14 protein-coding genes are annotated in these 14,494 nt (G+C 30.8%); 2 read left to right on the top strand and 12 right to left on the bottom strand.

The window, feature by feature from the left end:
- Window positions 1-39: 39 nt before the first annotated feature.
- The 6 genes from GVY01_RS01230 to norA form a co-directional block, all read right to left on the bottom strand.
- On the bottom strand, window positions 40-2,004 hold the full coding sequence (locus tag GVY01_RS01230) for a PTS fructose transporter subunit IIABC (protein ID WP_046466440.1): 1,965 nt from the start codon (window positions 2,002-2,004) through the stop codon (window positions 40-42).
- 5 nt (window positions 2,005-2,009) lie between these two features.
- Window positions 2,010-2,930: a 1-phosphofructokinase gene (gene pfkB, locus GVY01_RS01225; RefSeq protein ID WP_017637341.1), complete on the bottom strand. Its 921-nt coding sequence runs from the start codon at window positions 2,928-2,930 to the stop codon at window positions 2,010-2,012.
- Window positions 2,927-3,685, bottom strand: a complete 759-nt coding sequence (locus tag GVY01_RS01220; RefSeq protein WP_017637342.1) for a DeoR/GlpR family DNA-binding transcription regulator — start codon at window positions 3,683-3,685, stop codon at window positions 2,927-2,929. The genes pfkB and GVY01_RS01220 overlap by 4 nt, the downstream gene beginning before the upstream one ends.
- Window positions 3,686-3,870: 185 nt before the next feature.
- Window positions 3,871-4,353, bottom strand: a complete 483-nt coding sequence (gene ybaK, locus GVY01_RS01215) for a Cys-tRNA(Pro) deacylase (RefSeq protein WP_017637343.1) — start codon at window positions 4,351-4,353, stop codon at window positions 3,871-3,873.
- A 107-nt stretch (window positions 4,354-4,460) separates the two neighbouring features.
- The gene (locus GVY01_RS01210; RefSeq protein ID WP_026083487.1) at window positions 4,461-4,949 is read right to left on the bottom strand and encodes a hypothetical protein; all 489 of its coding nucleotides are present in this window, start codon (window positions 4,947-4,949) and stop codon (window positions 4,461-4,463) included.
- 357 nt (window positions 4,950-5,306) lie between these two features.
- Window positions 5,307-6,467, bottom strand: coding sequence for a multidrug efflux MFS transporter NorA (gene norA / locus GVY01_RS01205; protein ID WP_017637345.1), 1,161 nt, complete (start codon window positions 6,465-6,467; stop codon window positions 5,307-5,309).
- Window positions 6,468-6,792: 325 nt separating this feature from the next.
- On the opposite strand from norA, the gene GVY01_RS01200 reads away from it, so the two are divergent.
- Window positions 6,793-7,410, top strand: coding sequence for a DUF1361 domain-containing protein (locus GVY01_RS01200; RefSeq protein ID WP_029056448.1), 618 nt, complete (start codon window positions 6,793-6,795; stop codon window positions 7,408-7,410).
- Window positions 7,407-7,685, top strand: coding sequence for a hypothetical protein (locus GVY01_RS01195; RefSeq protein WP_017638393.1), 279 nt, complete (start codon window positions 7,407-7,409; stop codon window positions 7,683-7,685). Before GVY01_RS01200 ends, GVY01_RS01195 begins: the two co-directional genes overlap by 4 nt.
- A 71-nt stretch (window positions 7,686-7,756) precedes the next feature.
- On the opposite strand, the gene GVY01_RS01190 is transcribed toward GVY01_RS01195, so the two are convergent.
- The 6 genes from GVY01_RS01190 to GVY01_RS01165 form a co-directional block, all read right to left on the bottom strand.
- Window positions 7,757-9,130, bottom strand: coding sequence for a cryptochrome/photolyase family protein (locus tag GVY01_RS01190; RefSeq protein ID WP_017638394.1), 1,374 nt, complete (start codon window positions 9,128-9,130; stop codon window positions 7,757-7,759).
- Between the two features lie 222 nt (window positions 9,131-9,352).
- On the bottom strand, window positions 9,353-10,909 hold the full coding sequence (locus tag GVY01_RS01185; protein ID WP_017638395.1) for an SLC13 family permease: 1,557 nt from the start codon (window positions 10,907-10,909) through the stop codon (window positions 9,353-9,355).
- Between the two features lie 181 nt (window positions 10,910-11,090).
- A complete protein-coding gene (gene mdh, locus GVY01_RS01180) occupies window positions 11,091-12,038 on the bottom strand; it encodes a malate dehydrogenase (RefSeq protein WP_017638396.1) in 948 nt (315 codons plus the stop codon).
- Window positions 12,039-12,139: 101 nt separating this feature from the next.
- Complete coding sequence (locus GVY01_RS01175; protein WP_017638397.1) at window positions 12,140-12,448, bottom strand: hypothetical protein; 309 nt, start codon at window positions 12,446-12,448, stop codon at window positions 12,140-12,142.
- 27 nt (window positions 12,449-12,475) lie between these two features.
- Window positions 12,476-13,384, bottom strand: a complete 909-nt coding sequence (locus tag GVY01_RS01170; RefSeq protein ID WP_017638398.1) for an aldo/keto reductase — start codon at window positions 13,382-13,384, stop codon at window positions 12,476-12,478.
- A gap of 63 nt (window positions 13,385-13,447) precedes the next feature.
- Window positions 13,448-14,374: a CobW family GTP-binding protein gene (locus GVY01_RS01165; RefSeq protein ID WP_017638399.1), complete on the bottom strand. Its 927-nt coding sequence runs from the start codon at window positions 14,372-14,374 to the stop codon at window positions 13,448-13,450.
- Between the last annotated feature and the right edge of the window lie 120 nt (window positions 14,375-14,494).

Here is a 14,494-nt window from a genome sequence, read left to right as displayed (position 1 = left end):
AAATACCCTTGTCGAATTAACGACAAGGGCTTGAATCTATTATTCATCCATAGCTTTTGAAGCTTCAATTTCATTTTCAGTTAATTTTGGTTTTAAGAAACCGTAGATTAGAGCAGAAATGATTGTACCAATCACAATAGCTAATAATGTTTGTAAAATATGACTGAAATCAGTTGTTGCAATAACAAAGATACCACCATGTGGGGCATTAATTCTTGAACCTAAAGCTAATGCTATAGCACCACTTATGCCTGAACCAATCATCATAGATGGAATAACTCGAATTGGGTCAGCTGCTGCAAATGGTATAGCGCCTTCAGTGATGAATGATGCGCCCATTACATAGTTAGGAACAATTGAACCTCTTTGTTCTTTAGTAAATTTCTTTCTAAATAATAGCATAGCAGTTGCAATTGCTAATGGTGGAATCATACCACCTATCATAGCTGCTGTAATCGGTGCTGCATTTCCTTCAGTAAGTGCAGCAGTTGCGAATACATATGCTGCTTTATTGAAAGGTCCACCCATATCGATGGCCATCATTGCACCAATAACTAAACCAAGTAACATAATATTTGAACCTGAAAGACCATTTAATCCGTTTAATAATAAATTGTTCAACCATGAAGCTGGTGGATTAAATACATAAATCATTAGCAATCCAGTTACAAGTACAGATAGTAATGGATAAATTAACGTTGGTTTTAAACCTTCTAATGCTTGAGGTAAATTACGTGTAATATATTTAATACCTTGTGTTAAGTAACCTGCTAAGAAACCTGCAATAATACCGCCAATAAAGCCTGAATCACCTGAAATAGCTAACATACCACCGACTAAACCAGCTGCAAATCCTGGCTTATCTGCAATACTACGAGCAATGAAACCTGCTAATACTGGAATAATTAAAGCAAAGGCACTGTTTTTACCAATATTCCATAGTTGTTCTGCAAAAGCATTGTGTTCAGCGCTCTTTGGATCAAATGAGTTAGGTCCAATAATAAACACGATAGCCATGATGATACCACCAGCAATAACTAATGGTAGCATGTTAGAAACACCATTCATTAAGTGTTTATAAAACGCTTTTCCTGGACTTAATTTTTCTTCATTATCATCTTTGTTACTTGATGATCTATCTCCGCGGGCAACAAATGGTTTACGACTAGTATCTAATGCTGTGTTAATTAATTCTTCTGGACGTTTAATACCATCTGCTACTGGTACTTCTACTACATTTTTACCATCGAAACGGTCAGTTTCAACATGTACGTCTGCTGCTACAATAACACCAGAAGCTTTTTCAATATCTTTTTCAGTTAAATGGTTTTTAATACCACTAGAACCATTCGTTTCAACTTTAATTTTTATGCCCATTTTCTCAGCTTGTTTTTTCAATGCGTCACGAGCCATATAAGTATGAGCGATACCTGTTGGACAAGCTGTTACTGCAAGTACATATGGTTCATTATCTTCTGTTGAACCATCAGCTGCTGCAGCCGCTTCAGCTTCATTTTGTTGTGCTTCTGCTTCTTCTTCTTTTGTAGCTTCATCATCAGCATTATCGATAATTTGTAATACTTCTTCTGGTGAAGAGGCATTGATTAATTTTTCACGTACGTTTTCATCCATTAAAATACCAGACAATTTAGCTAAAGCATCTAAATGCGTTTGTGCCCCACCTTCAGGAGCGGCAATCATAAAGAATAGGTGTGCAGGTTGCATATCTAAGCTTTGATAATCCACGCCTTCCTTAGATTTACCAAATGCGATTGCTGGCGATTTAACCGCTGCAACTTTCGCATGTGGAATGGCAATCCCTTCACCAATTCCTGTTGTACTTTGAGATTCACGATTATGAATGGCTTCTTTAAATGATGGTACATCACTTAATTTGCCAGCTTTATCTAGTTGATTCACTAACTCATCAATAACACCATTTTTATCTGATGAAGATAAATCCATTGCTATCGTTTCTTTTGTCAATAATTCTGTTATTCTCATATTATTCACTCCCCATCAAGTACAGAAATCGTAACTTGTGATTTTATATTTTCTATTGCATCTTTTGTAGCTAAATCTGCGTCAAATGCGGTAGCTGTTCCTGAAGCAACGGCTTGTTTAAATGCATCTTCTATTGATAATCCTGTAGCCAAACCTGCTACCATCCCAGCAACAGTACTATCACCTGAACCAACAGTATTAACTACTTTCCCTTGAGGGTTAACTGCTTTAATACTACGTTCGCTATCTACATAAATTGCACCGTCCCCGCCTAGTGAAACAATCACTGACTGTGCACCTTTATCTAAAATTTGTTTACCGTATTTAATGACGTCCTCGTCATTTTTAATTGAAGTATTAAACATAACTTCAAGTTCGTCTTTATTCGGTTTTATAAATAATGGATTATATTCTAAAACCGTTTCAACTAATTCTTTTTCTGCATCTACTACTAATTGAGCACCAGTTTGTTGAGTGATTTTCGCAATTTGTGCGTAGGCGTCACTTGGAATACTTTTCGGTACACTTCCTGCTACGATAACAATATCTTCTTTGTTTGTTTTCTTAATTTGATCTAATAGTGATTGAAATTGAGCATCTGTTACGTTAGGTCCTTGTGCATTTATTTCTGTTTCTTTGCCAGTTTTTAACTTAACGTTAATGCGTGTATCTTCATCTACTTGAACGAAATCAGTTTGGATATCACTATCTTTTAGTGTCTGAGCGATAAAGTCACCTGGAAATCCACCTGCAAAACCTAATGCAGTAGAATCAACATCTAAAGTCTTTAATACTCTAGATACATTAATACCTTTGCCACCTGCAAATTTATTTGTATCTTTAGCTCTATTTAATCCATCTATTTGGAAGTCATCTACAAACATGACATAGTCTATCGATGGATTGAATGTAACTGTATATATCATAAAATTCCTCCTAAAAATCGATATTGCTCTCTAAAATCATCATTGACATGGTTTTCAATGCCACGTTTAGACGTAATGATTTGAGTATTGTCAAGTGCTGGAACCCTAGCAAAATAAACTTGATTGAACTTAGTTTCATCTACAACGACAAAGCTTTCATTAGAAAGTCGCATCGCAGTTTCTTTTATTAATGCTTCTTGTTCATCAGGTGTCGTTAATCCATATTTCTCATCTATACCATTCATTCCGATGAAAGACTTATCAAAGCAATAACGTCTCAAAGTTTCTAAAGCGCTAGATCCAACAGTAGCAAAAGTATTCGCCTTAACTTGACCACCCAACATTAACGTTTTAAAGCCTTTTTTAAGTAATTGTTCAACGTGTGTTAAACCATTTGTTACAACGATGATTTCTTTTGCATCTATGTAAGGTATCATTTCTAACGTTGTTGAACCTGCATCTAAAAATATACAGTCATTATCACTAATTTGTTGCGCAGCTTGTCTAGCAATTTCTTTTTTCTCTTGTGAGTTTTGCGTTAATTTTTCTTTTAATCTTGGTTCTACTATTCGATTATGACCAATCGTCGCACCACCGTGGATACGTTGTAATTTTCCTTCTTGTTGTAACTTTGATAAATCTCTTCTAATAGTAGAAGAACTACAACCTGTTCTATCCATTAATTCTTGGAGTGTAAGAAAATCTTTATTCTTTAATTCTTGTAAAATTAAGTTGTGTCGTTTCTCAGATATCAAAGTAACCACCCCATTTCACTTATCATTATAATGAGTACGCTTACAAATTTCAATCATAAATTGTCAAAATCAATCAAAAACAATCATATTGTGACAAAAATAACACAGAAATATATGTAATCGTCAAAATTCAACTTATTACAACATATTTCTGTGTCATTATTATCATTTTATATTTGTTTTTATTAATTTTGGATGATTGGCTCTACTTTTGCATTTGTCATAGAAATTAAGTCTTCCACCCCTATAATCATTTGCATACCTCTTTGTCCACCACTTACGTATACTTTATCGAGTTGTCGTATAGATTGATCTATAACAGTAGGAAATAAATGTTTCATTCCTATAGGTGAACAACCACCTCGAATATATCCAGTAACTTGCTTCAATTGATCTAAAGGCATCAAATTTAACTTTTTCTCGTTTACAACGTGGGCAGCTTGTTTCATGTCTAACGTTTCATTTACTGGTATGACAAATACAAAATGATTATGGTTGGCATTTTCTAATACAAGTGTTTTATATACTTCTTCTACTTTAGCATTAACAAGTTTGGCTATTTGTTCACCTGTTTGGTGTTCTGCAGTCACTTCAAATATATTAGTTTTATAGTTAACTTTCGCTCTATCTAACATTCGCATTGCATTCGTTTTTTTCGTTTTACTCATTATGTCACCTCTAATATTACTTTACTAATCGCATTTCATTTTACCACTAATAAGTTATATATTGTAAACGCAAAAAATAACACATACTCTTTTTAAAAAAGTACGTGCTATTGTATGTCTGAATGATTTGCCCCTACTTGACCATTACCATTCACTGAGATATTTGTTTGTTGATTTTTCTGTTGATTCACATATAAATACTTTGAATCTTGTTGTTGTTGATTAACTTGTTTTAAATCGTATTGTTCATCTAAATGTTTATTTGCATAATTAATTGCAATAACTTTGCGTTCTCTTGGCGTAAAGTCAGTTTCTGATAATCTATGATTGTCTTTTTTTACATATGTAGTCTTTTGATGTTTTACATCGTTATTATTATTATTATTGTCATTTTTTTCAGAAGCTTTGGCTGTTTTAAAGTCAGTTATTTGAGTTGTTTTCTCTATAACAGAAAGTTTATTTGCTTTTGAAAATGTACAAATGGTTTGATGTACTTTAGCTAATGCGTTTTGATTCGTTGCTAAAAATATTAAACCAATTAAACAAATAGTCAAAATAACTGCAAATATACTCAATAATAAGTTTTTCAAATTCATCCCCTTACCCACATTTCTTAATTGATTTTTGTCTATCTTAACATAGTCATATTCAATTTCAGTTATGTAGGTCACAATTTAAATAGATTGTAATATTTGTAACAGTATTATTACTAAAGTTGTTATTTTTGTTACATAAAATCATTAAAAAACGAAATAACTCGATTTAATTCTTTATTTTAATCTATTTTTTACATCAAAATTTATTTCTTTAGTTTCTAATTGTTCGAATACTATATCAAAAATTTAAAAAGTTTTACTATTTTAAAAAGGTGCTATGTTTTCAAAAATACCAATTTATCAAAAAAGCTGTTCACGTACATCAAAAAGTACAATGAACAGCTATCATTTTAAAATTTACTTTTGAGTGATATTTTTTCTAACTACTTTTTCAATAAATATAATGACAATACCACTTAATGATACAGCTATTGCCATATATAAAGGAAATTCTATGTTCACATCAAATAAGGCACCAGCTACTAATGGTCCCATAAAATTCCCCATACTTGTAAATGTTGAATTGAGTCCGCCTGCAAATCCTTGACGATTACCTGCTATATTTGAAAAATAATTTGTAATAGCCGGTCTAATCATGTCAAATCCTATAAAAACAATGAAACTAATTAGCATTATAGTCCAATAACCTTGTGCAACAATAAGCATCACTAGAACGATTGCTGAATATAATAATGACCAAGCTATAAAGTTTAACTCACTAGTATACTTCATGAATTTATCAAAGAAGAAAACTTGGAATAGTGCGCCAAAGATACCGCCACCTGTGATTGCAATTGAAATATCTTTTGGTGTGTAACCTATTTTGTCTGATGTATAAAGTGAAAATAGTGTTTCAAATGCTGATAATCCGAATGCAAGCACTAACGTTAGAATTACTGGTGTTAAGAAAACTTTCCAATTAATTTTAGTTAATAATTCTGGATCATATTGTGGGAAACCAGCAGTTGTAACTTTTTTCGGATTGTGAATAACAATCAATGACATAATAAATGCGATAATACCTAGACCACCTGCAAAGTAGAAAGGTAATCTATGTGAAATCTCTGCTAAAAAGCCCCCAAAACCAGGTCCTAAGATAAAACCGGAATTAATAATCGCAGACATATAACCAAAGTTTTTTGCTTTATCTTGCGATGGTGAAATATCGGCAATAAGACCAGTAACACCCGGCATAACCATACCAGCACTTAGTCCACCTAAAACACGTGAAATAATTAGGATTGAAAATGAATGACCCATCGCAAACATAAATTCAGAAATTGAAAATAAGACTAGACCTATACATATAATTAATTTTTTTCCTAATTTATCTGCTAATCCACCACCAAAAGGTGAAATAATCATTTGCGCTAATGCAAACACAGCAACTAGTATACCTAAATCGCTACCTTTTAACCCTAAATCTTTAAGATAAACAGGTAGTACTGGAATAACCAGTCCAATTCCTAAGAATATTAGAAATATATTAAAGTAGAGTGTAAATAATTGTTTTCTCATAATGGTGTCCTCCTCTCTAACAATGCATAAATTACTTAATATGACATGATTCGTTTAAATAAATTCTTATTATACATGAAAGATATGTTTTAAAAGTCCGTTCATTGTAATACATTTTCAAAAAAATTAACAGTAAGGCGTTTTAATAATGTAATCATTTAATTCCAATCTTATTTTACTATAATAAATATTTAACTTTCATACTCTTTTAGTTGATTACTGTTACTCATAGCGATATTATTAAAACTCAAATATTTTTTACGCTTTAAAAGAAAAAAATATTAAATCAAATTTCAAAAACGATGTTATGAAAGTAGTGTTTATCATGCAACCTCGATATATAGCAAGAATCTATTTTATCATTCTATTTACTATATCCTTGTTCGAAACAAAAATATTCAACTTTATGACTTTAAATTTATTTTTAGCATATATTCCATTTGAATTGTGTTTATTATTAAAGCTATTTAAACCTATGAAAAAATTTGAATGGCCATTATTTGTCATATTTGGAATGATCTTTTTATTACTTGTTCCAAATACCTTTTACATGATTACTGATTTAATTCATTTAAACCAATTTCAATTCAACTTCTTAATTGGATTAAACTTAAAAGAATGGATTTTCTTTACTTATTTAATGCTAGGTGTCTTTTTAGCAATGTATGTTATGATTTTGATTTTCATGGAAATCTTACATTTTACAACACATATTTGGTTGAACCGAGCATTAGTTATTATTCTTATGTTTTTAAATGGTTTAGGCATTTACATGGGTCGTTTTTTAAGAATTCATACTGTTTATTTAATCAATGAACCCCTTAAAATATTTTACGAAGTTATAAGTGTGTTTAATCTTAAAACATTTATATTTGTATTATTAATGGTCATCATGCAATCAGCAATCATTTTATTTGTAAAAGGAGTTCGACTACAAAAATGATTTTTAACTTACTTATCTTATTAGCAATTATTGTAATTATACAGCTCATTATCGGACATTTTATTCACGATATTGGGTTTAGCTATGCTAAAAGTATTATTTTAATGTTTTTACCTCTCGGAATAGGATTGTTTATTTTACAAGTTTTTTATTATGAACGACGTTTCCCTAATTGGAATGTTCCATTAGGCGTTAAATTACGGTTAAAATATATGTATATTTTAACGTTTTTCGAATATGTAGCAGTGTACGTTTGCTTATTTTGGCTTAAATAAAATCTTATGGTTGTTAATAGTAATGACGTTTTGAATATTACACTTCAAAATATTACTATTAACAACTTTTTTTATGACAATGACTTGAATAATGACATTACTCGCTCGCGGCTATCGTTATGATTCACCATTTGTTTAGGGTAATTTTGACCTAATTCAATCCCTTGCTGCTTCAATTTCTTTTGATTTTTCTTGGTATCATGCAATAACTTTGCATCGACATCATTAAAAACGGGTAACCATCTTTTTATATATAATGCTTTAGAATCAAAACGTTCACTCTGTCTCATCGGATTAAACATTCTGAAATATGGCACGGCATCTGTACCAGTTGATGCAGACCATTGCCATCCATGAACATTAGACGCACTATCATAATCAATCAATTTATCTTTAAAATATGCTTCTCCCCATGTCCAATCTATTAATAAATCTTTAGTTAAAAATTGAGAGGTTACCATTCTCATTCTATTATGCATATAACCAGTTTGATTGAGTTCTTCCATTGCAGCATCAATAATTGGAAAACCTGTTTCTCCATTTTTCCATTTTGTAAATTGATGTTCATTATTTACCCAATCAATGTGTTGGTATTTTTCTTTAAATGCTACATTTGCAGTTTCTGGATATTGCGTCATTAATACATAATAAAACTCTCTAAAAATTAACTCTCTTATAAAAGCTTCATAATTTGATTCATCCATGTCATAACCTTGTAGTAAATCATTAAATACTTGAATAATATCAATAAGACCATATGCCAAAGCAATGCTAAGTTGACTGGTCAACACTTCAGGAAGATATTCTCTATTTGAATCATAATTTTGAATATCATGTTCTAAAAAACTTTGCCATTGTTGCTGAACGTCTTTTTCTGCTAATCCTCTATCTTCAACATCTAGTTTCAATTTCTTTTCAGACGATGATGTTTTATTGGCTATATCTTTTAATTTGTATTGATCTATTTTTCTTTGCATGACGTATGGGCGCCATTTTTTATAAAAACTTGTAAACACTTTATATGGTTCGCCTTGATTATTAAATGTTTTCTTCGGATTAAAATAATGTTGTACTCTTATGGGTTGGACTTCAATTGAAGCTTTATTGAAATGTTGTTTTTGATGAGGATAGTCATATTCTTCTTTATGATAACTCATAATATCACTAGCCATAACAACCTTATCCAACTCTTGTGACTCACAAAATTCAATTAATTGATCGTAATCAATCATATTTACTGAAATATGATTGTTATGTAATTCATTTACAAATTTCTTTAACGTTCCTTTATAAAATGTCTCTTTTAATTGTGAATGATCTCCAAATTGCTCTACAGGAATGATAAACACACATGATTCAATATCATCTAAACACTGATAAATATACGCTAATAATGGATTATGATTTATTCTAAAAACTCGATTTAATACAACACCTATTTTCATTCTATTGTTACCACCTATTATTTTTTATAGTTTGTTTAATACCCTACTATGAGTTTAATTAATACATTTAAAAATAATAAATATATGCTGCAATCAATAATAATGAAGTAAATAAAAATCCAAATATTAAAATAAGCTTGAGAACAATAGTTGCTCTCAAGCTCTTATAAATCATAGCTCTGATATTTTCCAAGAAATAAAACAAAACCTATAGCTATATTTTTATACTAAACCTAACCATTTCCAGTAAGTTAAACTGAAAATAATAACAAGAATGTATCCAACAATAGTTAATGGAATACCTGATTTCAAGAAATCTTTAACAGTAAATGTGTCAGTTCCGTATGCAAGCATGTTTTGAGGTGCACTTACTGGTAATAAGAATCCAAAACTAATAACAAATTGTTGTATTAATACAAATCCAATAGATTGATCTCCTAAATGTAACGTAGATGTTAGTGAAATAAAGACAGGAATCAATGCAGAAGATAAACTAGTAGCACTCGCAAATCCTAAGTGTATTAAAATATTAAATAATGTAATGAGTGCTATTGTCGCAATAATTGGTAATCCTTTAAGTCCCATCAACCCGAATGTTTGGTCACTTAACCATTGTGCGGCACCTGTTTTTAACAATACATTACCTAATGAAATACCAACACCAAATACAATAATTGTGCCCCAAGGTATTTTCTTTTCTACGCCTTTCCAAGTAATTACACCAACTTTAGGCATCAACATAATACCTAATGCTATTAATGTAATTGAAGCAGAATCAATAGGATGTAATACCTTTTCAGTTGACCAAAATAGTAATAGTAAAACTGAAATAATAATTAAACGCCATTCACGAGGTTTAACAGGACCTAATTGATTTAATTCTTCTTTAATTAGCGCTTTCCCACCCTCAATAGATTCTCGTTCTGGCGGCATGACTTTTATCATAATAAAATAAAGGGCAATAGACATTAGTATTGACCATGGTGCGGCATATAAGAACCATTCGCCCCACGAAACATCATGACCTAAATTTTGATTAATAAAATTAATAGCAACAATATTTTGTGCTGCAGCTGTTTTAATACCTATATTCCAAATCGAAACAGCTTGAACAGATGTAATAATTAAAAGTGAAGCAAGTTTACTTTCTTTTGATACTTTAAATGCTGCGATCATACCTAATAATATAGGTACTACAGCTCCTGCTCTTGCAGTTGCAGAAGGAACAAAAAATGCTAGTACTATGGAAACAAGAATAGCACCAATAACAATGTTCTTTGTTTTATTTCCAACAATAGATAATACTAATAAAGCTAAACGTTTGTGTAAGTTCGTTTCTTGCATAGCAGCTGCTAAAAATAATGCTGCTGCAACTAAGGCTACTGCAGATGTAGAGAAACCACTAAACGCTTGTGTTAAAGCATTATTAGTCCCTAACATCTCACTACCTTTTATAATAGCATCACCATTTTTGGGATTACCTAATTGTTCTGATAAGTTTTGAACTGGACTAAACCCTAGTAACAGTATGATTAAGCCTAAAATCAAGGTCGCTGAAACAGGGTAAGACACCGCTTCTGTCACCCACATAATTACTGCAAATGCTAAAATGGCTAAAGCCATTTTAGCCATAATAGGCAACCCAGCTGGTGTAGGTAAAAGTATAATGGCAATTAATATAACAAAGCTTACAATTATCCATATAGGCTTATAGCCTTTTTTCTCTTTCTTACCTGGTTGGTTATGAACATTCTGGGAGGATTGTTTTGCTTTAGACATGTGCACCTACTCCTTATTATCATTATCTTGTTACTATAAATTATATCAAGAAAACGCTTTATCCAATATAACCAATTACAAAAGACACACAATACTCAATTTTCAAAATAAATATTATACAACTAACTAAACTACACTCAATTAAATGTTTTAATCTATGTTAAATTTAATTGGAAATGAATTATTTTACTTTGTATTTAAGTGTTTCTTTAACTTTTTCCACTGATAATGCTGATTTATCCAATTGTTCACGTTCAGAATCACTTAAATTCAATTCAACGATATTTTCCACACCATTTCTTCCTAATTTCACAGGTAATCCTAAACAAATATCGTCATATCCATATTTACCTTGAGCATACGTAATTGCTGCTAATATACGATGCTTATCTTTCAATATTGTTTCAACCATTTCATAAACCGCTGCAGCAGGAGCATAATAAGCTGAACCATTTCCTAACAATTGAACTATTTCAGCACCGCCTTTGCGTGTTCTATCAACAATCTGTTCTATTATATTTTGTTCTAATAATTCAGTTATTGGAATGCCATTGACTTGAGTAGAATTGATTAATGGCACCATTGTATCGCCATGTCCACCTAATACTAAGCCCTGTACGTCTTCAACAGACACATCAAGTTCTTTGGCAATGAATGTTTGATAACGCGCACTATCTAATACACCGGATTGTCCTAATACTTTATTTTTAGAAAATCCAGAAGCAACTAATGCAGAGTATGTCATAGCATCTACAGGATTAGTTAATACTATGATAATGGCATTCGGTGAATATTTAGCTATTTGTTGTACACTAAGGTGAACAATATCTTCATTAGTTTGTATTAAATCATCTCTACTCATTCCTGGTTTTCTAGCAATTCCTGCAGTTATGACTACAACATCTGAATCTTGTATTTCAGAATAATCAGCAGTTCCTTTAATATCTACATTAAAATTAAATATTGGAGCACTTTCTAGTATATCTAACGCTTTACCTTTAACCACATTTTCAGACTGTGGTCTATCAACAACAACTATGTCAGCGCTTTCATTTTGAGCCAAAATAAAAGCCAATGTAGAGCCAGTTTGCCCTGCACCAATAATCGAAACCTTATTTCGTTTATTCATCCTGCACACTCCCCAATCATTAAATATTAAAAAATAAAACTCTGATATTTCAATATTATTATAACATTGAAATATCAGAGTTTTTTAGTTGTATGTGTAATTTATTTTTTAATTTGACCAAAAATTTCATGATTTATACCAAAAACATATAACAGCGTAAAGAATGCTGCTCCGCTTAATATAGTTAACACAAGCGTTAATATGAGTGTACGTTTAAAGTGACGTATAAATGCAATAAAAAGTAGTCCTAAATTATACGCAAATAACAATCCGAATAAGGTCATTGTCACTAATATCTCGGGATAAAAAATATTGCATAATAGTACAATGACTGCAAATATTAAATAAGGAATCATAATTAAATTACGTTCAAATTTAAGTTGTTTCTGTCGTTTATCTTCATTATTCATTCTTTATAAATCCTTCCTAACATTTAATTATAAAATATCTCGACCTAATGCCGCAGTGTATATATCAAACCACTCTTGATCAGTTAATTCAACATTTAATCCAGCAGTAGCTGCATCAATTTTTTCAATAGATCGTGTTCCTAATATTGGCATCACCTCATTAGGATGTCTAATTAACCAAGCTATCATAATAGCAGAAACGTTCACTTGATATTTATTTGCTAAAGGTTCAATGACTGACATGAGGCGTCTACTTTTATCGTCAGAAGTATCAAACAGCTTACCTCCCGCAAAAGGACTCCAAGCCATCACTTTAACTTGATTTTGATACATTTTATCCATTACACCATTATGTAGTATATCTGTTTGATATGGTGACAATTCAAGTTGATTGATACTAATGTGCAACTTATCATGATTAAGACTTTGTTTTAATAAATCATATTGCGTTTCATTAAAGTTAGATACTCCAAATGATTTAATTTTACCTTCATTAACCAATTCTTTTAGAGCATCTGTAATTTCATCGGGATTCATTAATGGTGACGGTCTATGAATCAATAAACTATCTAAATAATCTACATTTAATCGTTCTAATGAATGATTTACTGACTTAATAATGTGTTGGTGGCTATGATCATATCGGTGTCCATCTGTAAATGTTTGAGTTTCAGATGGTAAAACAATACCGCATTTTGAAACAATTTGTATTTGTTCACGCAATTGTGGTGATAATTTTAATGCTTTACCAAAAAGCGTTTCATTTTGATAATCGCCATAAATATCTGCATGATCCATAGTTGTAATACCACGTTCTACAAGTTGATTAATAAAACGATTTAATGCTTGATCTGATAGTTGCCATTCATTAGCCCGCCAAAATCCTTGCACAATTTTTGAAAAATGAACATATTGGTTAATTTGTGTTCTTTCCATTATAATCACGACCCTTATTTTTTATAATGTATTCACTTCAGTTAGGAACAGTTGAAATTTAAATTAAGTAAATTGTAACATATCCAATTTATTTCTGAGTCGATTTACATCTATATGTTCCCCTATAATCACTATCGTTAATGGCATTTCTTTAGCTATAGCCCCAAAGTCTGGCAAACCATATGAATATTGAAACTCAATTGTTTCATTAGGATTGTCTCTAAATTTTAAATAACCTTTTAATCTCAATACATTTTTCGGTAATTGCATAATAAATTGGTAAAATAATTGTCGGTCAATAGGACTAGTAAACGTATATTTCATACTAATAATACCGTGATGATGGTGATGTTGATGAAGTTTTGTTGTTTTATCTGTTTGGTTTCGAAGTTGACTGATGTCAAACTTTCCATAAGTAGTCAAAATATGCGGTGCACTCGGATTAATTTTATTTATTTCGTTCTCTATTTTATTTATTTCTTCAGAATCAACGCAATCCATTTTGTTAATGACTAATAAATCACTCATTTCAAGTTGCTCTTCCATTAACGTTTGTGTGGAACTAGTGTAATCATTCCTATTTAAAAATCTTTCAACATCCACTACACTTATAATTTGTGGCATGTCTATATTATCAACTATGGTTGGATCTTGACATGCAGCAAAGATTTCGATAGGATTAGCGACTCCTGTTGCTTCTATAATAATATGATTACAATCATCTTTTTGAATTAAAGATTGAATTTGGTTAATTAAATCAGTTTTTAAGTCACAACACACACAACCATTAATGATTGATCGTACTTCTATATTTGAATCTAAATTTTGACTATCTACATCAAATGAGCCAAATTCATTCATAATCACTTTAATTTTCTCATCAATTTTTAATAATTCACTAATATAATGTGTCAGTAACGTAGTTTTACCACTACCTAAAAAACCGCTTATGATAGAAATTGATATTTTTCTAGATTTATTATTTTTCATTGTAAAATTCCTTTTCTATTACAAGTATTTTTAAAAATGATAACATAAATATTTAATTATCTTTTTGCTTGATTTAACGATAGATATCTTCTAAACTTTAAACATACTTTAATTTTAGCA

The organism is Staphylococcus sp. 8AQ (assembly GCF_902506595.1).
Classification (GTDB): Bacteria; Bacillota; Bacilli; order Staphylococcales; family Staphylococcaceae; genus Staphylococcus; species Staphylococcus pasteuri.
This window is presented reverse-complemented; position numbering and strand designations above follow the sequence as displayed.